The sequence below is a fragment of the Paenibacillus sp. MAEPY2 genome (assembly GCF_000499205.1).
GTDB lineage: Bacteria > Bacillota > Bacilli > Paenibacillales > Paenibacillaceae > Paenibacillus > Paenibacillus vandeheii.
The window spans coordinates 1-23,890 of sequence record NZ_AWUK01000002.1 but is presented as its reverse complement, the minus strand read 5'-3'; the positions used below and the strand labels follow the sequence as shown (position 1 = coordinate 23,890).

Sequence of the window (23,890 nt, the reverse complement as noted above, 5' to 3'; positions counted from 1 at the left end):
TTATAAAGTATCTTAATTTATTAGTTCGTACTTAATGGCAGGCAAACAATAATGGACACAAAGGGGAAACAATCATGAGCAATATGACAGCAAAATCGGAAAAACAAAAAATGATCGATGGTGAGCTGTATTTGGCTTCCGATCCCCAATTGTCTCAAGACAGGGAATATGCAAGAAGAATGACACGCATGTACAATCAGACTATAGAAACTGATGGTGAGCTCCGTACAAAGGTATTGAAAGATCTGTTGGGTTCCACGGGTGAACACTTGAGCATGGAACCGAATATTCATTTTGACTATGGATACAACATTCATGTTGGAGAGCATTTCTATACTAATTTTAACTGTACAATACTCGACGTATGTGAAGTGCGCATTGGAGATAACTGTTTAATGGGACCTGACGTTCACATATATACCGCTACTCATCCCTTGAATCCATTCGAACGAATAACAGGTGCAGAGTATGGAAAGCCAGTAACCATTGGAAATAATGTATGGATCGGAGGCAGGGCAGTAATTAATCCAGGAGTCAACATTGGGAACAATGTCGTTATTGCTTCCGGTGCTGTAGTCACAAAAGATGTCCCGGATAACATGATTGTTGGTGGGAATCCTGCTAGAATTATTAGAGAGATAGAGCTTTAAACCATTCATTTTGGACAGAAGAGCTGGAGGCACAGGAATTCATGACAGAAAAAGAGAAATCACAACTGGGACTGCTGTATAATGCGAATTACGACAAAGAATTGATTGATGAGCGTTTGTACGCGAAAGGGCTTTGTTACGAGTATAATCAGCTTCATCCAGGCAAGACCACCGAGAGAGAAGCGTTGCTCAAAACATTGCTTGGTAAAACGACGGATCGTTTCCTGATCGAGCAGCCGTTTGTATGTGACTACGGCTATAACATTGAAATTGGTGAGAATTTCTACAGTAATCATAATATCGTTATGCTGGATGGAGCCAAAATCAGTTTTGGTGACAACGTTTTTGTTGCTCCAAATTGTGGATTCTATACTGCCGGTCACCCTTATGATGTGGAACAGCGTAACGAAGGTCTTGAGATTGTAGGTCCCATCACGGTGGGCAACAATGTATGGATCGGGGGCGGCGTGACTGTTCTTGCGGGTGTGACTATTGGAGATAACACAATTATTGGGGCAGGCAGTGTAGTCACGAAAGACATTCCTTCTGATGTAATCGCTGCGGGTAACCCGTGCAGAGTTATTCGCAAAATAACGGAAGCAGACAAAATGAAGTACAGCAGAGGTTAATCAACAAGTGTATATCAACCTTCAGGATGCCCGATGTTTTTCATCGGGTGTTTTTAAACCCTATGGAGATATTGTATAGTTACTACATCGAATAAGAAAGTTTGGAGGAGGGTGCTTGTGAAAATAGCGAATGCGTATTTGATGAAAGAAATTAATATAAACCATGTACGCCAGGTCATGAAACGGGTGGAAACAGCCACCAAACCTCAACTGGCCTCCTTGACCAAGCTCAGTGTAGTAACCGTCAATTCACTGGTAAAAGAGTTATGTGATCTGGGTGAGCTGTTTGAGGATGAAACAGTGCCATCCAATGGGGGAAGACCGGCACTAACCTACCGATATAATTATGATTTCAGCTCGGCTTTGGTCATGTACATCAACGATAAGCAGGGGCAGGATCTGATCACGGCCACCGTCATTAACCTAGAGGATCGTATGGTGTTCAGAGAAGAATATACGATGCCAACCTTTGATGAGAAACACTTCTATGAAATTATTGAGAACGTGCTGGCTCAGCATGCTTCCATTAAAGTGATCGGTATCGGTATTCCGGGGCAAACTGTGAATGGAAAAATTATGGTGAGCAGTCACCAACAGCTAGAAGGTATACGCATGATTGAAGATCTTGAAGCGCAGTTCGGATTACCAGTGATGGTGGAAAATGATGTGAATGCTGCAATCAGCGGATATTGCGCCAAACAGGAGCTAGACGAAGATCACTGTGTCATTGGGATCTATTTTCCAACCAAATATCCTCCGGGCATGGGCATTTATCTGGACGGCAAAGTGATCAAAGGAAAACTTGGCATGGCGGGGGAAGTGAAGTACCTCCCAATGGGAATGGATTGGTATTCCTCAGTGGCAAAGGAAACGTTTATTGAAACGGTATGCAAAATGATTCAAACGGTCAATGCGATTCTTGCACCCGATAAAGTTGTGATATACCAGAAGATGGTTGAAGAAGAAGCGGTTGTTCAAGCATGGGGAATGTATCAAGCTGAGCTGTCAATGCCATCTTATCCTGACATTATTCTGATCGATTCTTTCCAGGCAGATTTTGAGGCAGGAATGCGGTGGTTAACGTTGAAATCACTGGAACCGACCCTGGTCCAATTCAATTGAATCTATGGTATGAATGAATAAAAATCCCCCAGCAGAAAACAATACAAAACATGGTGTACCCAATGCTTGTCCGTATGTTCTGCTGGGGGCGAGCAGGAATGCACCTGCTTGCAATGATAGCAATTTTTTAACGTTTTAGGCTCTTACCATTACTGCTGATGATATCTTTGTACCAGTGGAATGATTTTTTGCGATACCGTTCGAGTGTTCCTGAACCATCGTCATGGCGGTCAACATAGATGTAACCATAGCGTTTTTTCAATTGTGCAGAAGATGCACTGACCACATCAATACATCCCCAGGATGTATATCCCATAACTTCAACGCCGTCTTCAATGGCTTCCCCGACTTGAACAAGATGATCATTCAGATACTGAATACGGTAGTCATCTTCCACTGTCTTCTCACCATCAGATCCGGTAATAAGTTCGTCCACAGCTCCCAAACCATTTTCCACAATAAAGAGTGGTTTCTGATAACGGTCATAGAACATGTTGAGAACATAGCGAAGTCCTTGCGGATCGATCTGCCATCCCCACTCACTTGCAGGCAAGTAAGGGTTAGGTATACCGCCAAGCAGATTACCTTCACCGGCAACTTGTTTGTCCGGATCAGCCGTTTGACAGATACTCATGTAATAGCTGAAGGAAATAAAGTCAACGGTATGCAGCAGCATGTCTTCGTCGCCATTTTCCATTTGAATCTGGATTCCATTTTCCCGGAAATAACGTTTCATGTATCCTGGATAACGGCCTCTTACATGCACATCTCCGAAGAAATAATTGCTATGTTCGAATTCCATTACTTTGATCATGTCATCCGGATTCGGTGTGAGCGGATAAGTCGGCATACTGAGCATCATACAGCCAATCTGCGCACCTGGAATGATCTCATGACAGAGCTTCACAGCAGAAGCACTGGCTACAAACTCATGGTGTATTGCCTGATAAAGATCCTGCTTGCTGAGCTTCTCTTTCGGTGTATAGATGCCACCACTCATGAATGGTGCTTCCAGAATGGAATTGATTTCGTTGAATGTGAGCCAGTATTTTACTTTATTTTGATAACGTTTGAATACGGTAGTCACATAACGCTCGTAGAAACCAATCATCTTCCGATTGACCCAGCCGTCATATTCCTTGGAAAGATGCAGGGGTGTCTCATAATGAGAAAGTGTGACCAGTGGTTCAATTCCGTATTGAAGACACTCGTCAAAGAGATCATCATAGAATTGAAGACCTTCTTCATTAGGTTCCAATTCATCGCCCTTAGGGAAGATGCGGGACCAGGCGATGGAAGTACGGAACACCTTGAATCCCATCTCGGCGAACAGCTTCACATCTTCTTTGTAACGATAATATAAGTCAATTCCGATCAGTTTCATGTTATCTTCAGTAGGTTCTTCAGTAATTGGACCCATGATACCTTTAGGTGCGACATCCTGGGTGGACAATCCTTTGCCACCTTGATTATATGCGCCTTCTGCCTGGTTGGCCGCAATGGCACCACCCCACAGGAAGTTTTCGGGGAAATTGAATGATGGATGTAGAGAATGACTCATACATATCGCTCCTATCGTTATGAATTCATTGTGGATGTTACATACAGCAGCACTGCATAAAAAAAGCTTAAACGTTGGAACGGGTTACACGTCAAGTTTTACTTTTTATATATTTTGAGGCAAACTGTAATTCATCATAGAAAGTCAGCAAGAAAGGAGACTTCATGTGTCCAAGTTCGATGAAATTATGAAGCAATCTGGTTACTCGAAGGCTACGGTGTCCAGAGTGATTAATCATTCACCGCATGTGAGTGACGCGGCCCGGCAGAAAATAACGGAAATCATGAAACAGCTAAACTATATACCGAATCGAAATGCCGTTTCGTTATCCACCGGACAGACGAAACAAATTGGGATTGTCACATCCGCAACCAACGAGATTATTCTTACGTTCATGAATCAATTCATTGATACCGCGATGGATTATGGATTTCAGACCTTGATTTATACTTCGCGTGGAGATAAGGAAATTGAATTGCAGGCGTTCGAGGATCTGCGGAGTAAACGGGTGGATGGACTCGTAATTATGACCTGTGTCAATCATCCCGACAAGCTGAAAGCCTATTGCGAGTATGGTCCGATTGTATCCTGGCAGCGGATGGGAAATGACGAAATTCCGTCAGTGGCCATGGATCAGGCGCATGGCTACAGGCTGGCACTTGAGCATTTGGTTTCCAAAGGGTATACACGTATTGCGAATGCCTTTGGCAGAGCAGAAAGCCTGAATACCCAGAGCCGGCGGTTAGCCTATGAATCATTTATGGCAGATAAGGGTCTGCCTGTATGGCGTGAAGCCTATCAATATTCGGTGTTTAGCTCATCTGATGGAGAAGAAGCGATGCGAAGAATGGCGAGTCGGCCAGAACTTCCTCAAGCCGTGTTATGTTCGAATGATTATGCAGCGATTGGAATTTGGTCTGAGGCACGCAAGCAGAATATACGGGTTCCCGAACAACTTGCCATTGTTGGTTTCGATGACATTGAGCTGTCCCGTGTTCTTGGAATAACAACCATACATAATCCGATTGCAGAACAGGCTACGCAGGCCTTTCACCGATTATGGGCCGTCCTTGGCAAGCAGGAGTTACAGGCTCAGCAGCTGGAATTTCAACTGATTGAGCGTTCAACTACCTAAATGCTGGGAAAGGACGTGCTCGTTTGCAAATTCTTACAAAATTCAGGAGAACAAAAGTATACCGAAGGAGTGGTCGAAATGGCGCGGGTATTATTCATTAATGGTGGATCAGAGGGACATGTCAATCCAACGATCGGGGTAGTGCAAGAGCTGGTTTCACGCGGAGAAGAGGTTGTGTACTTTACGATAGAAGCGTATCGGGAACGTATGGAGAAGACGGGTGCTATAGTCCGAACCTTTGACGATCAAAAATTCATTAAAGCCTTTATTTCAGGTGGCAGAGATTATTTGCTTGAACGGGTTAACGGTCTTATGCTTACGGCAGATATCGTCATTCCGAGCGTGCTTGAACAGATCAAAGGTGAACATTTTGACTACATTATCCATGATTCCATGTTTGGCTGCGGACACTTGCTTGCGCAAATTTTGAAGCTTCCTGCAATTAATTCATGTACTTCTTTTGCACAGACCGAAGATTCATTCAATCATTTGATGCAACAATTTCAATTCAACGTTCCTGCGGAAATCGTCCAACCTATTAATGATAGATTCCATAGCCTGACGATCAGGTTACAGGAAAAATATGAAGTGGAGCTTCCTTCTCCCTACGAAGTGTTTTGCAATCCCGCACCGCTTACCATCGTATATACAACAAGGGAATTTCAGCCTGATGGAGAAGCATTTGACCACACGTATCAATTTGTAGGACCATCCATCTTTTCGCGACTAACGCATGAAGAATTCGACCTGGCAGCAATTAAAGGGAAAAGACCGATTTACATCTCACTGGGTACAATTTTTAACCAAGCTCTTGATTTCTATAAGCTTTGTTTTGAAGTCTTTGGGAATACCAATGATACCATTGTCATGTCTGTAGGGGAGAAAACACCAATGGCTGATTTGGGAGAAATCCCGGAAAATTTCATCGTTAAACGTTATGTTCCACAAATGGATGTATTGCAGTCTGCAAAATTATTCATCACACACGGCGGGATGAACAGTACGAATGAAGCACTATATTTCGGGGTTCCCCTCATTATCCTTCCTCAAAGCGCGGATCAGCCGATCATTGCTGAGCAGGTGGCCAGTAGGGGAGCCGGCATCCGTTTATCTATGCAAACGTTGACTGCCCTTCAGCTGCGTGAAGCGGTAGATGAAGTGTTAAACGTCTCTGCTTTCAAGACAGCTGCTGCAAATATTAGGGAGTCCTTTCAAAAATCAGGCGGTTATCATTGCGCTGTTGATGCGATTTTTGAATTTAAAAGTCAATATCTCACTCACGGGTAGTTCAGTCATCAATTATTCAAAATTGAAGCATTTTTGAACCGGAACCATGCGGTATACTGAACAAGAAGTTTCAAGAAGCTGCATCATTACATACGATGCAGCTTCAACTTGAAGCATCTTGTAACAAGTTACATATTTCACAAACTAACCGCTGGAAAGGTGAGATAGAACAGGTGAAGACAGTGACAGGTCGATTCAGAATTGCAGGCATATGGGAAGGGGTATCGTTGCTGCTGTTGATTTTTATAGCCATGCCGCTAAAATATTTTGCCGATATATCTTCCCCAGTAACCATTATGGGCATGATTCACGGCATTCTTTTTCCGCTATATCTGATTGCACTTGTGCATTTGGCAGTGGTGAAGAAATGGAAAGCTTCACGCTGGTTCATGGGATTGGTAGCCGGCTTGTTGCCTTTTGGAACATTTGTATTCGAATCCTATCTTCGCAAGATAGACTGGACGTAAGAATCGATGAAAAGAACAATAACAGCAGGCGACCAACTCCGGAAGTTATCCGAACTGGTCGCCTGCTGTTTCTGTGCAAAATCTTTTTTTGAAAGAGTGTTTTTGGAAAAGTGTGTATTGTTTATTTTACCGTGCCTTGTTGCCGATCGGATTGCAGGCTGACTCCAATATCGCCAGCGGCATCAGACACGGGTGCATAAGCTGAGAAGGAGGACACGACAATCAGGGCAGTGAACAGAAAAAGAACTGATTTTTTCATTGAATAACCTCTTTTCATTTGGGGTGATCTTCCATTTTATTGTAATCCAGGCAGGCTGTATTTGAAAAGAAAATGTTTAAATTTAGATACGTACACATTTTGTACCGGATAAACATGCATGATAAACTTAAAACCGCCAACAGCGGAAGGGAGTCCTCTATGAAAAAACACCGTGAGTTAACATCCATAGAAATGGTAGATGAGTTTCTTCAACAAAATGAATTGGTTTTTTTGTACGTATCTCGACCGGAGTGCAGTGTATGTCACGCCTTGCTTCCTAAAATTAGGGAACTGCTTGAGGCGTACCCCATGGTATACCTGGGACACGTCGACGCGAACCAGGTGGAAGAGGTGGCGTCGAGGTTTTTAATTTTTACAGTCCCGACAATGATCATGTTTGTAGAGCAAAAAGAATATATTCGAGCAGATCGTTTTGTACGCTTTGATCGATTGGAAGAGCAGTTACAACAGATTTATCGTATGTATTCATAAAAGTGTTGTATTGAAAACGGTTTTATGCTAATTTAAAATATATAAAAACGTTTTTATAGCAAAGGAACAAAAATTATGGGAAAGATTACAATTAAAGATGTTGCAAGGGAAGCCGGTGTATCCATTTCTACGGTTTCCAACGCCTTGAACGGCGTGGATGTCTTGAACCCGGAGACGAAGTCGCATGTCCTGAAGGTAGCAGAGCGTTTAAACTACGTTCCCAACCTGAACGGCAAGCTGCTGAAGTCCGGACAAACCAAGATGCTGGGCTTTTTCACCACAAGTGTGTCGGGTCCGTATTTTTATAAGCTGGTTGAATCCATGTCTCGCGAATGCGATCGTCTGGGTTACGGGCTGAATGTATTTGTGACGAAGGATAAGCAGGTCATTATGAGTAATATTCTGGGACGGCGTGTGGATGGTGTTATCATCTACGAAGAGCTGCGAATTGATGAGCAGGATATTATCGCTATGGAGAAAGACAAGATCAAGGCTGTATTTTTGGATCGGGTCTATCAGAGCGATACGATGGGAAGCGTCATTTTTGACTCCTTTGTGGCGGGTTACGAAGCGACCAAGTATTTAATTGGACTGGGTCACAAGAAAATCGCCTACATTTCCGGCGTGGACACCATGTTTGATAGTAATCAGCGTAGAGATGGTTATCTGGCCGCTTTGCGTGAATACCAGCTTCCGCTGGATGATGATTACATCCTACAAGGGTATTTTGAGGAAGAGGGCACCTACAGTGCTGTAAAATCTTTTCTTCATCTGCATCCTGCCAAGCTGCCTGATGCTTTTCTTGCAGGAAATGATGTGAGTGCAATTGGCTGCATCCATGCATTGAAGTCGCACGGCTTTGAAGTTCCTCAGGATGTAAGTGTAGTAGGCTTCGATGATATTGATATTGCCCAATATTTTTCCCCGCCATTAAGTACCGTAAGAAATCAGATTGCGAGGCAGGGTATACTGGCGATCAACCACCTGGTTCGCATGATCAAGAAGAAGGAACATGGAGTTTCACAAAAATTGGCGGGTGAACTTATTATACGGGGTTCAAGTCATGTGAAGATCGACCGGAGTGATTATTTAACCTAACGTATTCAATCATTTCCGGTCTTTTTTAATGATAGAATTGAGATCAGGGGGTTTTTTTGCCGAAAAATAAAAACGTTTTTATGAAGAGATGCTTAAGTTGGAGGGGAGCAAAAGAGCGTGAGTAAATTAGCCGTAGAGACGTCAACCGGTAAAAAGCCTGTAAGGCCGGGAGGAAGGAAACCGATCGGACAAAGAATGAAAGAGTTCGTCATCGATTACAGAAGACAATGGGAAATTCAATCGATGATTATACCCGGCATCATTTTTATGATTATTTTTTGTTACATTCCGATCTATGGATTGACGATTGCCTTCAAGAATTACACCGTCATTGATACACTGTCTAGCGCACCTTGGGTCGGGTTGGAAAATTTCAGAATTATTATGTCAGACAAATATTTTTGGGATGCCGTAGTTAATACGCTGGGGATCAGCTTTTTGAAATTGGGTATTGGATTCGTTATTCCGATTATCCTGGCAATCATGATCTATGAATTAAACAGCGGACGCTTCAAAAAGTTTGTGCAAACGATTTCATATCTACCTCACTTTCTGTCCTGGATCGTACTGGGCGGTATGTTAATCACCTGGTTCTCAACAACGGGATTATTTAATCAGCTGCTGCTCAGCTTGGGAGTCATCTCGCAGCCGCAAAACATTTTGCTGGACGCAGGGAAGTATTGGTGGATTGCAGTCTTATCCGATATTTGGAAAGAGGCCGGCTGGGGAACGATTCTGTATTTGGCGATTATGTCGAAGATTGATCCTACGTATTATGAGGCAGCCAAAATAGATGGTGCAAGCCGTCTCAGACAAATCTGGAATATTACGTTGCCCAACATGAAGTCCATTATTAGCCTTAACCTGATTCTTACTGTAAGCGGTTTACTCGGTTCCAATCTGGACCAGACGCTGGTTCTGATGAACTCGCAGAACCGTGACAAGGCCGAAGTTATCAATTCGTATGTATATCGTATGGGGATGTCACAGGGTGACTTTTCGTATGCTACCGCGGTTGGTCTGGGCGTCTCGATCGTGTCTGTTATTCTGCTGGTCACCGCGAACAAAATTACAAGCAAATTAAACGATAATCAATCTGTGCTGTAGAAGGGGGCATCCCGTGTGAATGGAAAGGCGGCTAAAGAAGATCTTGATAGTCGGATCTTTGATACCTTAAATATTATTTTGCTCGTTATTTGTACTGTTGTTATTATAGTCCCGCTCTGGAATGTCATCATCTCTTCTTTTAGCTCAGGCAAAGCTTTGGCGGAAGGCGGGTTCATCTTCTGGTCACCGGAGTTCTCGCTGGAGAATTACAGAGCCGTGTTCAACGATTCGAACATCTGGCAAGCGTTCTTCATCTCGGTTTCCAAAACAACCATCGGCGTTGTTACACACGTGTTCTTCTGTGCCATGGTCGGCTACGGTCTGAGCAAAAAGTACATACGTGGTCGTAAACTGTACGTTGCCATGGGTGTTATCACAATGTTCTTCTCTGGCGGAATGATTCCAACGTATTTATTGATCAAATCACTCGGTCTGCTCAACAGCTTCTGGGTGTACATTATTCCGGCATTGTTCAGCTTTTATGATGTCGTCATTCTGATGAATTTCTTCCGGAATGTTCCGGATTCTCTGGAGGAGTCAGCCAAAATTGATGGTGCAGGGGATTGGCATATCTTCTTGAAAATCTTTATCCCGCTGTCCATGCCAGCCATGGCGACCATCGCACTGTTCAATGGGGTGGGACAGTGGAATGACTTTATGACAACCAAGTTGTACATTACCGATCAGTCTCTGTATCCGCTGCAAATGATGCTGTACGAAATTATCGTTCAGTCCCAGACGCAATCGATGCAAAATATCGGCGGCTCGGCAGTCGTTGAAACAACGACTAAAGGGGTACAACTAGCCACAATTGTTATTACCACACTGCCGATCGTACTGATCTATCCCGTCCTTCAAAGATACTTTATCTCGGGTATGATGCTGGGAGCGGTCAAGGAGTAAGGGGCATCAAGGTACATTAAAAAGTTCGCTCTATTCCATATTTCTCACCTAACTTTAAGGAGGAAACAATATGTTCAATATGAATAAGGCAGCAGGCAAAAAAGGAGTTAAACTGTTCGCGGCATTGCTGACAGCAGTGATCATGATTACAGGCTGTAGTAGTGGTTCAGGGGGTTCGAGCGAAGGGAACTGGGTTTCCATAGAAGATCGCTATACCGTCGATCCGGAAAAACCAGCCTGGCAGCTGGATAAAAAGGAAGAGGTTACAGACCTGACCTGGTACGTTAATGCGGACTGGTGGAACACGGATTTTGGCAAAGACATTGTGACTAAGAAGATCAAAGAAGACTTAAACATCAATATCAAATTCATTACAGGTGATGATACGAAATTAAACACGTTCTTTGCCGGTGGTGACATGCCTGACCTGCTGACCGTGTTTGACTCCAACTCCCCGGTGGTGCAAAAAGCTGCAACCTGGGCTATGCCGCTGAATGATCTTGCGGCGAAATATGATCCATACTTTAACAAGGTAGCTGCTGCCGACACGCTGAACTGGTTCCAGTTAGCTGATGGCAAGACGTATGGCTATCCAAACTATTCCAATACGCAAGCCGATTATGATAGCGGTAACATCCCGGCCAAAACAGCATTTATCATCCGTAAGGATGTATACGAAGCTCTCGGAAGTCCTGTCATGGGAACGCCAGAGGAATTCGAAAGTGTGATGAAACAGATCAAGGAAAAGTTCCCAACGCTGATTCCATTTGGTTTTAACTCCATCGGTGAAGGCACAGGTTCACTCGGAGATGTATTGCAGGATTTCATTGGCGTGCCGCTTGAAACTGCAGATGGAGAATTCTACGATCGCAATCAGGATGAGGATTATCTTACATGGCTGAAGACGTTAAATAAGGTATACAGAGACGGAAACATTAGTGATGACAGCTTTGCTGATGATGGTACGGCCTTTGAGGAAAAAGTAAAATCCGGAAAATATGCAACGATGCTGCTGGATGGAACTCCTCAACAGGGAGGAAATCTGCAAATTTATCTGAGTGCCAATGAAGGCAAAGAGTATGTTGCAATTGATGGGCCACAAAGCACCAAGGGGAATGCACCGACACTTAATCAATCCGGTATTACAGGCTGGATGATCAACTTCATCTCCAAGGATGCCAAAGATCCGGCCAAAGCGATTCAAATCTTTACGTATCTCCTTAGTGAAGAAGGTCAGCTTCTGATGAACTATGGTATTGAAGGCGAGACGTATCAAAAGAATGCAGATGGTACGGTTGAGCTGCTGCCAGCTGTGAAAGACCTGCAACTGCACAATGCGGACAAATTCAAGAAGGAATACCGGATGGGTGAATTCATGTTCTTTGGTCATGACCGTCACAAAGCGCTGAGTGCGGATGCTTTCCCGGAAGCTATTAAACAAATGCAAGAGTGGGGTAAAGGAAAGCTGAAACCACACTTCATTCTCGAGAATATTAGTCCGAATCAAGGAACACCTGAAGCACGTGCGTTGTCCGCGATCAACGCCAAGTGGAACTCCACACTGGTAAGCATGGTACGTGCCAAGGACGATGCCTCGTTTGACAATGCACTTGCCGCTTACAAGTCATTCTTGGGTGATAACCGTTGGGATGACATCGTGAAGGTACGTAGTGAGAAGATGAAACTGAATAAAGAGAAATTGGGTATCCAATAAGAGGATTGTGGAGGGAAAGCATATGACGAAATTCAAAATGTACAAATCTACCGGAGAAGATGCATTGTTTGTATCCGTATCCCAAGATCAATTACAACCGCAAGACCCCCGGTCGGAGACAACGACAATCCTTCTGGATGATCAGCAAACATATCAGGAGATGGATGGTTTCGGGGCTTCTTTTACCGATTCATCTGCCTATCTGATCAACCAGATCTTAAGCGAAGAGCAGAGAGCTGAAGTCATGACCCGGTTGTTCCATCCCGAGGAAGGCATTGGATTGTCGGTCATTCGTAATCCGATGGGAGCTTCAGACTATGCGAGAACGGTGTACAGCTATAATGATCTGCCAGAAAACCAAACAGACCCGGAATGTTCCGGGTTCAGCATTGCACATGATGAAGCGGATGTTATTCCTTTGACCCAAAAGGCGTTGGAGTTGAATCCGGATCTGAAGCTGTTCGCTTCACCATGGAGCGCCCCGGGCTGGATGAAAACAAGCGGCTCCATGATTACAGGTCAATTAAAGAATGAGTGGTATCCTGCATATGCGGAGTATTTTGTGAAGTATATCCAAGCCTATGCTTCGCATGGATTACCTATCCATGCCGTGACACCACAGAATGAAGCACTTTATGAACCTGGTCATTATCCCGGCATGTTGATGCCAGCAGAAGCACAAGCAGACTTTATCAAGAATCATCTGAAGCCTGCTTTGGTCAGAAATGATATTCAGTCGAAAATCCTCTGTTATGATCACAACTGGGATCGTCCGGATTACCCGCTAACCGTGCTTGAAGAGGCGGGAGAAGAGGTAGATGGAGTGGCTTGGCATTGGTATGGGGGCGAAGCCTCGGCTCAAACGAAGGTGTATGAAGCATTTGCCGGTAAAGAGGTGCACTTCACCGAAGGATCAGGTGGGGAGTGGATTCCTCCATTCGAACAGGCCTTCTCCAATGTAATCAGAACAGGTATTGAGATTCTTCGCAATTACAGCAAATCTTTTGTACTCTGGAATATGGCACTTGATGAGAACAATGGCCCTACCGTTCCTGGCTTCGGGAAAAGTACGTGTCGTGGCATTGTGAAGGTCAACCAGCAAACTAAAGAGCTTACTTATACTCTCGATTATTATGCTCTGGCTCATTTCAGTGCCTTGATTCGTCCCAAAGCGGTACGTATTGACTCTTCCTCCAATGAGGCATCCATTCGTTCTGTAGCCTTCAAAAATACAGATGGTTCGATTGCCGTTGTGCTTTTCAATGACGGAGAAGAGACAGGAAATGTACAGGTTCAGCTAAAAGAAGAGGAGCTGTTAAGTTTCCAACTGGAGTCCAAGAGTGCTTTGTCCATTTTGATCAACCAAGAGTAGAGTAATGCAGTGTTCACCCCAGCTCGGCGGGAAGTAGTTCTAACAGGCTGTTTAGATAGTGGATGGCATGGAAAGAAAAGGCGATACGGAGAAAAAAATCTCTCCGCATCGCCTTTTTATATTGCGTCCAGTGAGCCTATACTCTTTGGATCGCTAAATTTGGTGTTCCGCTGCTCTCATCAATAAACAGCACATACTGATTCCCGCTGAAATGGTTTGATATAAAATATTGCTACTACAAGGAGGTGGGAACCGCAGCGAGTTATGACAATGGAGTTCCCTTTGCGGAATCTTTTCAGGTGAAAACTTACATAAATCCTCAAGAGGTTATAATCGTTGTTTGTCTGCGATACTCTGTCGGGTTAAGCCCTGTATGCTTTTTGAATTGTCTCGAGAAATAATACAAGTCACTAAACCCGAGGTATTCAGCTATGGCAGTCACTGTGTTTGATGTAGAGGTCAGGAGCTCCTTAGCTTTATCAATTTTTCTGCTAGTTATATAGTGGATGGGTGGAACCCCGATCTGCTGCTTGAAGAAACGAATAAAATAATTGGGATGCATATAAGCGATCTGAGCCAGATCCTGAACCGTAATATTCTGTTCGACGTTGGATTCGATATAAGCAAGGATCGCAGACATTTTCTCCATGACAGGCGCATTTACATAAGAAATCTGATTCAGATCCAGATTCATTACATAATAGGAAAGTAACTCCATTAGTTTGCTTTTGGCCATCATATGAGCATAGATCTCGCCCGATCTGGCATAAGTAAGGATGCTATTAAAGGTTTCCTGAACTAGTCTCGGATCAGCTGGCGCACAAAAGTGAGGGAGCCGTAGAATTTGAAACAGGTTGAGGTTTCCGACCTTGGCGCTGAAATGACACCAGTATTTGAGAAAAGGACGATCACTGATGGCAGAGTAAGACTGTCTTATTCCTTCGGGCATCAAAAACAGTTGGCCAGGTGTTGGGTAATATTCCTGATTTCCAATCTTGAGCCAGCCTTCCCCTTCGCAGATAAAATAGAACTTACTGTAATCAGGTGTGTAATCGAGATCTTTCCAGTCCGTTTCGCACCGATTATAGTTGACCATGAACAATTCAACCTGCAGATTGGATAAGTGGTTCGTGAGCAATGTCCTGTCATTCACAATCTTCATCTCCTTACAAAGGTTAATTTTGTCCATCTAAAAGTTAATGCTCTTCATGTCTATCTATGGCTCAAGTCACTACAATACAGGTGAATAGGATAACGGAAGGGTGACATTGCATAATGGACAAAAATGAATATTTGCAACATATTGAAGCGACCATTGACGAAGGCAAATTTAAAGACAACTGGAATTCACTGAGTGCAATCCAGGTTCCCGAGTGGTATCGTAACGCGAAATTTGGTATTTTTATTCACTGGGGACTATACTCCGTCCCTGCATTTGATAATGAATGGTATTCGCGAAATATGTATATGGAAGGCTCCAAAGCCCATGAACATCACCTTGCTGTTTACGGGCCTCCGAAGGATTTTGGATATAAAGATTTTATTCCGATGTTTCGGGCAGAGAATTTTGATGCAGACGAATGGGCTGCGCTTTTTAAAAAGGCAGGAGCCAGATACGTTATGCCAGTCGCAGAGCACCATGACGGATTCCAAATGTATAAAAGCGCCATATCTCACTATAACACAGTTGAAATGGGTCCCAAACGGGATCTTTTGGGGGAGATGAAGGCCGCATATGAGAAGCAGGGGTTGGTTCTGTGTGTGTCATCTCACCGGGCGGAGCACTGGTTCTTCATGTCTCATGGCAAAGCGTTTGACTCGGATATCAAGGAACCGCTCCGGCGCGGTGATTTCTACTGGCCTGCCATGCCGGAGCCGGATCATCATGACTTATATGGCTCACCTCCAACGGATGAATATTTGGAAGATTGGTTGATTCGTTGCTGTGAACTGGTGGATCAATACCAGCCGAGCGTTTTTTATTTTGACTGGTGGATCCAGACGGCTGCGTTCAAACCTTACTTGAAAAAGTTCAGCGCCTACTACTATAACAAAGGTGAAGAGTGGGGTATCCCGGTAGCGATTAACTATAAACATGATGCTTTTATGCTCGGTTGCGCCGTACCGGATGTGGAACGCGGACAATTCGCTGACCTCAAGCCGTATTTCTGGCAAACGGATACAGCAGTCGCCAAAAATTCATGGTGTTATACAGAAAATAATGATTATAAGTCTGCGGTCGAGATTATCCGGGATCTCGTCGATATTGTAAGCAAAAACGGCAGTCTTCTGTTAAACATTGGACCCAAAGCGGATGGCACCATTCCCGATGAAGATAAGAACATTCTGCTTGCCATAGGTCAATGGCTGGAAGTGAATGGTGAGGCGATCTATGACACGACGTTCTGGCGGACGTATGGGGAAGGGCCGACCGAGGTGAAAGAAGGACAGTTTACTGATGGTGAGACCAAGATTTTCACAAGTGAGGATATTCGCTTTACCGTAAAAGAAAGTTTTCTCTATGCTACGGTTCTGGTCTACCCGGAGAACCGGATTGTTCATATTCGGTCGCTAAAAGAGAATTCCCATCATTTTCATGGACTGATCAGGAATATTCAGGTGTTGGGCTTCGACGAAGAACCCGAATGGAGCAGGACGGAAGAGTCTTTGACGATAACGACAAGGAACGTGCATTGCGGCTCACCCGTTGTATTTAAATTAGAACTGGAATAGGAAATATTTAAGGAAATAACCAATAGGTATATGTATTGGTTATTTCCCTGTTTTTTTGTGCGATTCTGCAATGAGTTATACTCGTTTTCGGGTTGAAGAACTGCGACGGAGCTTTCTTCGTTTTTGGGACAAACGATGTATCTTAGCCATACGCTGCCGCTTCAATATCCGCTGCCGCAACTGGCTATGCCCTTTTTTTTCTACAGGTTTGGGAGGTGATTCAATTTGTATTGGTGGTAGTATGCAGCGTTCATTAGGTATGTCCTTCAGCGCTTTATAGTTTATCGGTACAATGCCCAGCGCCTGTAGCGTTCGGGGGATTTCCTGATCGACAAATACTGCAAGTTCATGCTCCCGGATGTCCAGCCAGCTGGAAATCTCTCGAAGAGCATCGTCTACATATCCCGGATGACATACAATCTCGGTGATGCCATCTGGGAGTCTAGATAAATGTAAAAGCAGTCGCTGCAAACCCTCCTGATCTCCGTAAGTATCCAGCAGAATCGTATCCGTCATCCGGGGGACTGGCTTAGCAGGGGGTGAATGCTGGACTTGTGATCTCCGAAGGGGGATGTTTTCCCGGACAGCTTTCTCCGCCATGATTTGGAACATTATCGGATCGTTTTGATGCAGCAGCTGATGTGAATCGAGATGTGTAGGATAACGAGATGCTTGAACAAAAACGTTCCATTGAGCATCGAGTTCTTTTGCGATATCAGCGATGTCTCGCATCAATCCAATTGGGCTTTGATGAAAAGAACCGTCAGGCTTCACCAAAGAAGGCACGATGGCTGGGTCGGACACGGGTCTCCCGTAAGTCAAGTTGAAATGTAAACCGACTCCGAGTTCAGGCAATGAGCGGGCTAAGCTCAATGCATCCTCGAGGCCCGGCATATTCACCATCATCGAAGTACTCGTAATTCCACCAGCCTGATATGCTTGAATAATTCCCTGATTAACGCCGGGCGACAGCCCAAAATCGTCCGCATTAATAATCACTTGCCTGCTCATGCCGCTTATCTCCTTCCTCACATTGAGAGCGAATCATTTGCCATGTCCCCAATATATTAAAGCCCATAAGGTATGGACCGTTCATTCGCACAGACCTGTTAGAATACTTCAAAATGCTGTCTTGTCCAGTGTATTATCCTGTTCATGGATAGAAATAATTGAGTCGCAGACAGAATACATTTAATGTAAACGTTGTTACGGATTGAGAAAAAACGGGGTATCTCTGTTCAGTATCAGTCCGTTAATATGGGGAGGGAAAAGTTTGTTAAAGAAAAGAAAAATCGTAAGTCTGCTGGTGCTGTTCAGTTTCCTGATCGCATTACTGCCTGGCACGACGACAAATGCAGCGACCAATTGGAATCTGGTGTGGAGTGATGAATTCAATGGAAGCTCTCTGAATACGTCAAATTGGTCTGCAGAGATTGGTACGGGCAGCGGCGGATGGGGAAATAATGAATTGCAGTATTATACGAATCGTACCGAGAACCTGCAAGTTACTGGTGGAAATCTCGTCATTACCGCGCGCAAAGAAAATTACAATGGCAGCAATTATACCTCGGCACGAATCAAAACCCAGGGGTTGAAAGATTTTACTTACGGTAAAGTTGAAGCGCGTATCAAGCTGCCGTCGGGTCAGGGACTTTGGCCTGCTTTTTGGATGCTGGGAAGCAACATTAATTCCGTCGGTTGGCCCAAGAGCGGAGAGATCGACATTATGGAACGGGTCAACAACAATGCTTTTGTAAACGGTACCGTGCATTGGGATGCCAACGGGCATGCCGATTATGGAAAGATATCGGAAAATCTTGATTTTTCCCAATTTCATGTGTACAGCATCGAATGGGACTCCAAATATATTAGATGGTTTGTGGACGGTAAACAATTTAATGAGTTTTACATCGAAAATGGAACAGGAAACACGGAAGAGTTCCAGCGTCCGTTTTTCCTCCTGTTGAATATGGCTGTAGGTGGAAATTGGCCTGGCAGCCCTAATAATGCGACACCGTTCCCATCACAAATGCTTGTGGATTATGTGCGTGTATATCAAGCAGCAGCAAGTACACCGAATATTGTCAGCGGGGGCCTCTATACGATCGGTTCCAAAGCAAGCAGTAAAGTGTTGGATATTGTGGATGTCTCCACAGCAAGCGGGGCTAAAGTACAACAATGGACCAACTATAGTGCGAGCAACCAGACGTTCAGGGTCGATAGCACAGGAGATGGTTTTTATAAACTCACGGCTGTCCACAGTGGAAAAGTTCTGGATGTTCCCAATTCAACAGCATCAGCCGGGGTACAACTCCAGCAATGGGATGATAATGGCTCTAACGCCCAAAGGTGGAGCATCCAGGATGCGGGTAACGGTTACTATAAAATTATTTCCAAGGTGAATGGGTTGGCGGTAGATGTTGCGAGCTCCTCAACAGCGGATGGGGCCGCGGTCCAGCAATGGAATGATAACGGAACCGATGCCCAAAAATGGTTATTCACCAAATTGAACTAATTCTATATCGATACTTTATAGGGAGATGGGTACTAATTATAAAGAGGACAGGAAACAAGCTGCGCTCCATGATTTTTTTGGAGACAGCTTGTTTTTTTGTTCTTTTAGGTCTATCTTCGTCAGAAACAGGATTAAATCAAACAGTTGAGAAAACGTCAGACACAGTTGCCTGCAACTAAATGTGCCACTCTTTGGAAATCCTAAACGGGGAACCCGAAGAGGGGATGGGCAGAGGGCCAAAAAGATAGGTACGTGGAGGGAATCATGAATATTGAGCAACTTTATTTTCATATTTTGTATTGCAATTCAAGGAAAAGGAATGAACCGCGAAAATTTTCAAATAAAGGGGTGCGGACACTTCAGCATCATGAGCTTATTCTTATTACAGGCGGGAAAGCGGAGATTTCCGTTAATAATAAAAAACATACCGTTCAGGAAGGGATACTCATCTACCTTCAGCCTGATGTTCCACACTTCATCGTGATTGATTCTGATGATCCCATAAGTTTTGTGTCCGTACACTTCAGTTATGTGCAAATCGAGCAGAATGACAGTGCGTGGAATGTACGTAAGGATGTGTGAAGATGTTCTCTTTGCCCGCTGTCCAGCAGTTAAAGGACTATTATCAAGTGGACGAGGTATTTAAACAAATGGCGGACACCTGGAACACGAAACTGCCCGGTTATGAGTTTATCGCCAAGACGTTACTACAGCAATTAATTATTGCAATTGCGCAAAATATTAAAAAGCGGCATCGTAATTACGCAACATCCGTGAAAATGGAAAAGATCATCAATTATATGCATCACCATCTGCATAGTAGAGTCACTTTGACTGAACTGTCGGAATTGGTGCAGTTGTCGCCTCCCTATTTATCGAGAACATTCAAAGAAATTACAGGATATTCCATCATTGAATTCTTCAATAAGCTGAAAATGGACAAAGCGAAAGAGCTTCTTTTGGAAGGCGACAGTAAGGTCAAAGAAGTGGCTCAGCTCCTTGGTTACACAGACGAGTTCTATTTCAGCAGGTTATTTAAACAAACGGAAGGTATGAGTCCTTCGGAATTTTACAGCAAAAATGTCCATGGAGTTTAATATAGTGCATGGTGTATAGCCTTTCTGACCGCTAAGATGAGGATATGATTGTGAAGCGGGAGGAAGGCTGTTGACATGCCGCTGTGGAAAAGAAATCTAATTGTATGCTGGTTTGGGATGTTTGTGACAGGAGTTGGCATGAGTCAGATTGTGCCGATTTTGCCGCTTTATATCAAGCAGCTTGGTGTGAATGATTCGGCGGCGATTGCCCAATTTTCTGGAATTGCCTTTGGCATAACATTTGTACTTTCCGCCCTTTTTTCGCCGATTTGGGGAGCGGCTGCCGACCGATGGGGACGAAAACCGATGCTCCTTCGAGCCAGTTTGGGAATGGCTGTAGTCATAGGTTGTATGGGGTTCGCATCCAACGTGTACATGCTCATCGGACTTCGACTGTTACAAGGTGTTATCACCGGATACAGCACCGCCTGTACGACACTGATTGCTACCCAGACCGATTCCAAGCATGCGGGCTATGCGTTGGGCACACTTTCAACGGCCAACATTGCAGGTTCCCTTATTGGACCGACGATTGGAGGTTTCATTGGGGGGCACTGGGGGCTCCAGAATTCCTTTTTTATCACAGGTGGTCTGATGATGATTGCGTTTATTACGACTGCTTTATTCGTGAAGGAGTCGTTCACGCGAGAGGACAAAGCGGTGCTTGGCCTCAGGGAAGTATGGCGAAAGGTTCCTGAGAAAAGTCTGACGATTCACTTGTTTGTTACTTTTTTTGTACTAACTGTGGCCTTATATTCGGTGGAGCCGATCCTCACTGTATATATTACGCAGCTTTCCGGTAACACTTCCCATGTTGCTTTGATGGCCGGAATCGTATTCTCCGTATCAGGGCTGGCCAATCTGATTGCCGCACCAAGACTGGGCAGGCTTTCCGATCAAGTAGGCGCACAGAAAGTAATATTGGTTGCTCTTATAGCTGCCGGAATTCTCTTCATAGCCCAGGCTTTTGTAACGAGTCCATGGCAGCTGATGGGTCTGCGTTTTTTATTGGGATTGGCGGCAGCCGGACTGATTCCGTCCGTAAATACGTTAATTAAAAAAATTACACCGGCTTCTCTGACAGGCAGAGTCTTCGGTTTTAACATGTCAGCCGGATATCTGGGTGTATTCGGCGGTGCCGTTTTAGGCGGACAGGTGGCCGCCTGGATGGGAATACGATATGTGTTTCTGATTACCAGTGCTTTGATATGGATCAACGCTGGCTGGGTGTATTTTAAGGTATACCAAAAACTTGAAATGAACGGGAGAGAAGAGCATGGAAAACTTGAATAAAGCCGAAGTTGAACAGCTTGCAGCAGAAAAAACAGCGTTGGTCTGCAGAAGGGGATTGTAAATAGCCGGCAACAGGCTCCCCATACAGGTGAGTCAGTAGTGCAAAATGCGGCCAAGTTAGCGCAGGCTTTTACCGAAAAGGGAGCTTTTGTAGTGCTTGTAAAAGTCTCGACCGTGGATGGAAAAGATATGTTGAAGCCCCAGACGGATATGGAACGTGGAGCGGCTCAATTTACCGCTGATTGGGATCAATTCGTGCCTGAAATTGCAGCCCATACCCCTTATCATACGATTACCAAGCGTCAATGGGGGGCTTTCTTCGGTACTGATCTTGACCTCCAGTTGCGTCGGCGGGGCATTGATACAATCGTATTGTGTGGCGTTTCTACCTCCATTGGAGTGGATACTACAGCGAGAGAAGCTTATCAGCATGGTTATCATCAGATTTTTGCAGAAGATGCTATGACTGCTGCTACCAAGGAAGAGCATGACTACGTTTGTAAAACCATTTTCCCCAGAATGGGTCGGATTCGGTCCAGTGAAGAAGTGGTTACGGCACTGAAATAGGATAGACGGGTGAATGGTCCACGATTATGACAAGGATCTATTAACTAGAGTTCTAAAATGCTCAAAAAGGAGACATCGGATCCGATGTCTCCTTTTTGGAGTTTTCTATAATGGATCAGAACAAATTGTTGGCTGCAATCAACAGCAAGAGAATTCCGCTGACCAGCGTTCCGAACTGACCCAGTGTGAACGAACCAATACGGACATTTGCCGCTTTGGTTCCCATCCACACGCCAAACCATACAGTAACAAAACTGCCGATAGCTGCAGTCAGGGAAATGTACAAGGGGGACAAGCCCATCAGGCCGGCGCTTAGGCCATTCGTCAGTGCATTTGTCGATAGAGCAACGCCCAGGATCAATGCTTCCAGCACTCCGATATGGTTTGATTTATCCAGGTCTACCCGTTCAGGATTTTGCAAAATGGTCCCGATCCCGAGAGCTTGGGAATCGGTCTCTTCATGTTCTTGCTTCTTGCGGGGAACCGATAACAGGATGATACGAAAACCGATGACGAGCAGGATAAATGTTCCCAGTAGTATGGGGAAGACGCCAGGAAGCACGACAGAAATCCATTTCCCAAACAAAATGCCAGAATAACTGAACAGTAAACAAACAACGGCAATCAAAAAATTCGAAAATAGGCTGATTTTGATTTTTCTGATCCCGTACGATAGTCCGACACCTAGGTTGTCAAGACTCGAAGAGACGGCCAAAGCTAAGATAAGCATCCATGCCATAAAATCACCTCATGATCTGTAGTCTGCTCCTAATGTATGTGGTGTTGAGAATCCTGTGCCCGTCCTTGAGAAAAAGGTAACAAAACGCTTCCGTTGTGGAAAGAATAAGGTAAACTTTCAGACATTGTCCCATATACTAGACTATCGATCATATCTCTGGAGGGATGCCGGTGAGAGCAAATGATCAAATAAAGGATGGTCATATCGGAGATTTGATCAAGCCTCTGCTAGCCAGACGTGCGCTCTCGATGCGCAAATTCAGCACACTTTGCGGAATGGACACCGCTACCATTTCCCGGATCTTGAATGGGAAGCAGCAACCAAAGCTCACGCATTTGCAGGTCTTTTCCGAATATCTGGATGTTTCTCTGGATATTCTGCTTGAAGCTGCCGGCTATCCAATCCATCACGGAAAAAAAGAGGCCGAGCTGGGTATCCTGGATTCGCTTGAATCGATAAAGTCAGTCCTGCAACATACCCAGTTATTTGACCCTGCAGTGACAACAGAGCGAATTGAGCAGGAAATGATCAAGTACGAACAATATGCGCGTACGGATGAAGGGCATCGAATCATCTGTAAAGAGTTTGAGGTGAAAATCAACCAGACAAACGGTGCAGGACCGTTCATTGAACATTTGAAGGAAATGCATCTTCAATACTGTGATGAGATTACAACTGAGAATGATCGGTCCCTGATCGGCAGTGCATTGTTATACTTTATTTCATCTGCCGATTTGATTCCCGACTATCTCTTTCCAATTGGTTATCTGGATGATGCCATCGTTGTTTATCTGGTGTTGAATCGTCTAAATCAGCGTACATGAGCAGATTCATTAGGGGACGATCCACTCCTGCCCTTAATCGATATCCCGGAACATCAAAAAAGAACGGCGCGAGAGGATTTCGCGTCGTTCTTTTGATGTCAGAATGACTAGGTCATAGTTATAAAGAACCGTTCGAATCAACCGAGCAGCCCTGGTATTCGCATTTGCGTAAAATGTGTGAGGGAAGGAGAGACATTAGGCTTATAAAAGCATTAAAAAGGATTATTTTCTATAATTTTCAAGAAAAGTGCTTGTGTATCTCATTTTATGACTCTATAATATACCATAAAAATACAATTAAATTCTAAGTTTTATATTATATGTAA

General features: G+C 44.3%; 24 protein-coding genes. 19 read left to right on the top strand and 5 right to left on the bottom strand.

Translation table 11 applies throughout. From position 1 onward, the window contains the following. Positions 1 to 83: 83 nt before the first annotated feature. The 3 genes from P364_RS0101355 to P364_RS0101345 all read left to right on the top strand — a co-directional run bounded on the left by P364_RS0101355 (position 84) and on the right by P364_RS0101345 (position 2,401). Positions 84 to 650 carry a sugar O-acetyltransferase gene (locus P364_RS0101355; protein WP_024628372.1) on the top strand — a complete coding sequence of 189 codons (567 nt, stop codon included), beginning with the start codon at positions 84 to 86 and terminating at the stop codon, positions 648 to 650. A 41-nt stretch (positions 651 to 691) separates the two neighbouring features. Continuing rightward, the gene (locus P364_RS0101350) at positions 692 to 1,279 is read left to right on the top strand and encodes a sugar O-acetyltransferase (protein WP_024628371.1); all 588 of its coding nucleotides are present in this window, start codon (positions 692 to 694) and stop codon (positions 1,277 to 1,279) included. Positions 1,280 to 1,396: 117 nt separating this feature from the next. Next, on the top strand, positions 1,397 to 2,401 hold the full coding sequence (locus P364_RS0101345; protein ID WP_024628370.1) for an ROK family protein: 1,005 nt from the start codon (positions 1,397 to 1,399) through the stop codon (positions 2,399 to 2,401). Positions 2,402 to 2,528: 127 nt separating this feature from the next. Here P364_RS0101345 and P364_RS0101340 read toward each other — a convergent pair whose 3' ends face one another. Continuing rightward, positions 2,529 to 3,962: a glycoside hydrolase family 1 protein gene (locus P364_RS0101340; protein WP_024628369.1), complete on the bottom strand. Its 1,434-nt coding sequence runs from the start codon at positions 3,960 to 3,962 to the stop codon at positions 2,529 to 2,531. A 166-nt stretch (positions 3,963 to 4,128) separates the two neighbouring features. Between P364_RS0101340 and P364_RS0101335 the strand changes: the two genes are divergently transcribed. The 3 genes from P364_RS0101335 (at position 4,129) to P364_RS0101325 (ending at position 6,851) form a co-directional block, all read left to right on the top strand. Further along, positions 4,129 to 5,097 (top strand): LacI family DNA-binding transcriptional regulator, encoded by a 969-nt coding sequence (locus P364_RS0101335; RefSeq protein ID WP_024628368.1) that lies wholly within the window; start codon positions 4,129 to 4,131, stop codon positions 5,095 to 5,097. Positions 5,098 to 5,175: 78 nt separating this feature from the next. Next, positions 5,176 to 6,384, top strand: coding sequence for a macrolide family glycosyltransferase (locus tag P364_RS0101330; RefSeq protein ID WP_024628367.1), 1,209 nt, complete (start codon positions 5,176 to 5,178; stop codon positions 6,382 to 6,384). A gap of 173 nt (positions 6,385 to 6,557) precedes the next feature. Further along, the gene (locus tag P364_RS0101325) at positions 6,558 to 6,851 is read left to right on the top strand and encodes a DUF3817 domain-containing protein (RefSeq protein WP_024628366.1); all 294 of its coding nucleotides are present in this window, start codon (positions 6,558 to 6,560) and stop codon (positions 6,849 to 6,851) included. Between the two features lie 121 nt (positions 6,852 to 6,972). On the opposite strand, the gene P364_RS37495 is transcribed toward P364_RS0101325, so the two are convergent. Continuing rightward, positions 6,973 to 7,110 (bottom strand): hypothetical protein, encoded by a 138-nt coding sequence (locus P364_RS37495; protein WP_161634258.1) that lies wholly within the window; start codon positions 7,108 to 7,110, stop codon positions 6,973 to 6,975. Between the two features lie 159 nt (positions 7,111 to 7,269). Between P364_RS37495 and P364_RS0101315 the strand changes: the two genes are divergently transcribed. The 6 genes from P364_RS0101315 to P364_RS0101290 all read left to right on the top strand — a co-directional run bounded on the left by P364_RS0101315 (position 7,270) and on the right by P364_RS0101290 (position 13,796). Beyond that, entirely contained in the window at positions 7,270 to 7,602 is a 333-nt protein-coding gene (locus P364_RS0101315; RefSeq protein ID WP_024628365.1) for a thioredoxin family protein, read from the top strand. A 75-nt stretch (positions 7,603 to 7,677) separates the two neighbouring features. Next, a complete protein-coding gene (locus P364_RS0101310) occupies positions 7,678 to 8,700 on the top strand; it encodes a LacI family DNA-binding transcriptional regulator (protein ID WP_024628364.1) in 1,023 nt (340 codons plus the stop codon). A gap of 117 nt (positions 8,701 to 8,817) precedes the next feature. Then, positions 8,818 to 9,807, top strand: coding sequence for an ABC transporter permease subunit (locus tag P364_RS0101305; protein ID WP_024628363.1), 990 nt, complete (start codon positions 8,818 to 8,820; stop codon positions 9,805 to 9,807). A gap of 15 nt (positions 9,808 to 9,822) precedes the next feature. After that, a complete protein-coding gene (locus tag P364_RS0101300) occupies positions 9,823 to 10,710 on the top strand; it encodes a carbohydrate ABC transporter permease (protein WP_024628362.1) in 888 nt (295 codons plus the stop codon). Positions 10,711 to 10,780: 70 nt separating this feature from the next. Then, positions 10,781 to 12,424 (top strand): hypothetical protein, encoded by a 1,644-nt coding sequence (locus P364_RS0101295; RefSeq protein ID WP_024628361.1) that lies wholly within the window; start codon positions 10,781 to 10,783, stop codon positions 12,422 to 12,424. Positions 12,425 to 12,446: 22 nt separating this feature from the next. Beyond that, positions 12,447 to 13,796, top strand: a complete 1,350-nt coding sequence (locus tag P364_RS0101290) for a glycoside hydrolase family 30 protein (protein WP_024628360.1) — start codon at positions 12,447 to 12,449, stop codon at positions 13,794 to 13,796. Positions 13,797 to 14,115: 319 nt separating this feature from the next. Here the strand turns inward: P364_RS0101290 and P364_RS0101285 are convergent, their stop codons facing one another. Then, positions 14,116 to 14,958: an AraC family transcriptional regulator gene (locus tag P364_RS0101285; RefSeq protein WP_236642442.1), complete on the bottom strand. Its 843-nt coding sequence runs from the start codon at positions 14,956 to 14,958 to the stop codon at positions 14,116 to 14,118. A 113-nt stretch (positions 14,959 to 15,071) separates the two neighbouring features. Between P364_RS0101285 and P364_RS0101280 the strand changes: the two genes are divergently transcribed. After that, positions 15,072 to 16,529 carry an alpha-L-fucosidase gene (locus tag P364_RS0101280; protein ID WP_024628358.1) on the top strand — a complete coding sequence of 486 codons (1,458 nt, stop codon included), beginning with the start codon at positions 15,072 to 15,074 and terminating at the stop codon, positions 16,527 to 16,529. Positions 16,530 to 16,604: 75 nt separating this feature from the next. On the opposite strand, the gene P364_RS0101275 is transcribed toward P364_RS0101280, so the two are convergent. After that, positions 16,605 to 17,540 (bottom strand): carbohydrate deacetylase, encoded by a 936-nt coding sequence (locus P364_RS0101275; RefSeq protein ID WP_024628357.1) that lies wholly within the window; start codon positions 17,538 to 17,540, stop codon positions 16,605 to 16,607. Between the two features lie 262 nt (positions 17,541 to 17,802). Here P364_RS0101275 and P364_RS0101270 point away from each other — a divergent pair, with 262 nt between their 5' ends. The 5 genes from P364_RS0101270 to P364_RS34980 all read left to right on the top strand — a co-directional run bounded on the left by P364_RS0101270 (position 17,803) and on the right by P364_RS34980 (position 22,001). Continuing rightward, positions 17,803 to 19,044 carry an RICIN domain-containing protein gene (locus P364_RS0101270; RefSeq protein WP_024628356.1) on the top strand — a complete coding sequence of 414 codons (1,242 nt, stop codon included), beginning with the start codon at positions 17,803 to 17,805 and terminating at the stop codon, positions 19,042 to 19,044. Between the two features lie 264 nt (positions 19,045 to 19,308). Further along, on the top strand, positions 19,309 to 19,626 hold the full coding sequence (locus P364_RS38010) for an AraC family ligand binding domain-containing protein (RefSeq protein ID WP_236642214.1): 318 nt from the start codon (positions 19,309 to 19,311) through the stop codon (positions 19,624 to 19,626). A 2-nt stretch (positions 19,627 to 19,628) separates the two neighbouring features. After that, a complete protein-coding gene (locus P364_RS38005) occupies positions 19,629 to 20,141 on the top strand; it encodes a helix-turn-helix transcriptional regulator (RefSeq protein WP_236642215.1) in 513 nt (170 codons plus the stop codon). A gap of 75 nt (positions 20,142 to 20,216) precedes the next feature. Then, the gene (locus tag P364_RS0101260; RefSeq protein ID WP_024628355.1) at positions 20,217 to 21,434 is read left to right on the top strand and encodes a multidrug efflux MFS transporter; all 1,218 of its coding nucleotides are present in this window, start codon (positions 20,217 to 20,219) and stop codon (positions 21,432 to 21,434) included. Positions 21,435 to 21,476: 42 nt separating this feature from the next. Further along, a complete protein-coding gene (locus tag P364_RS34980) occupies positions 21,477 to 22,001 on the top strand; it encodes an isochorismatase family protein (protein ID WP_442952307.1) in 525 nt (174 codons plus the stop codon). A gap of 115 nt (positions 22,002 to 22,116) precedes the next feature. Here P364_RS34980 and ytaF read toward each other — a convergent pair whose 3' ends face one another. Continuing rightward, positions 22,117 to 22,740 (bottom strand): sporulation membrane protein YtaF, encoded by a 624-nt coding sequence (ytaF, locus tag P364_RS0101250; protein WP_024628354.1) that lies wholly within the window; start codon positions 22,738 to 22,740, stop codon positions 22,117 to 22,119. 164 nt (positions 22,741 to 22,904) lie between these two features. Here ytaF and P364_RS0101245 point away from each other — a divergent pair, with 164 nt between their 5' ends. Further along, positions 22,905 to 23,564 carry a DUF1232 domain-containing protein gene (locus P364_RS0101245; protein ID WP_029880639.1) on the top strand — a complete coding sequence of 220 codons (660 nt, stop codon included), beginning with the start codon at positions 22,905 to 22,907 and terminating at the stop codon, positions 23,562 to 23,564. Positions 23,565 to 23,890 lie beyond the last annotated feature (326 nt).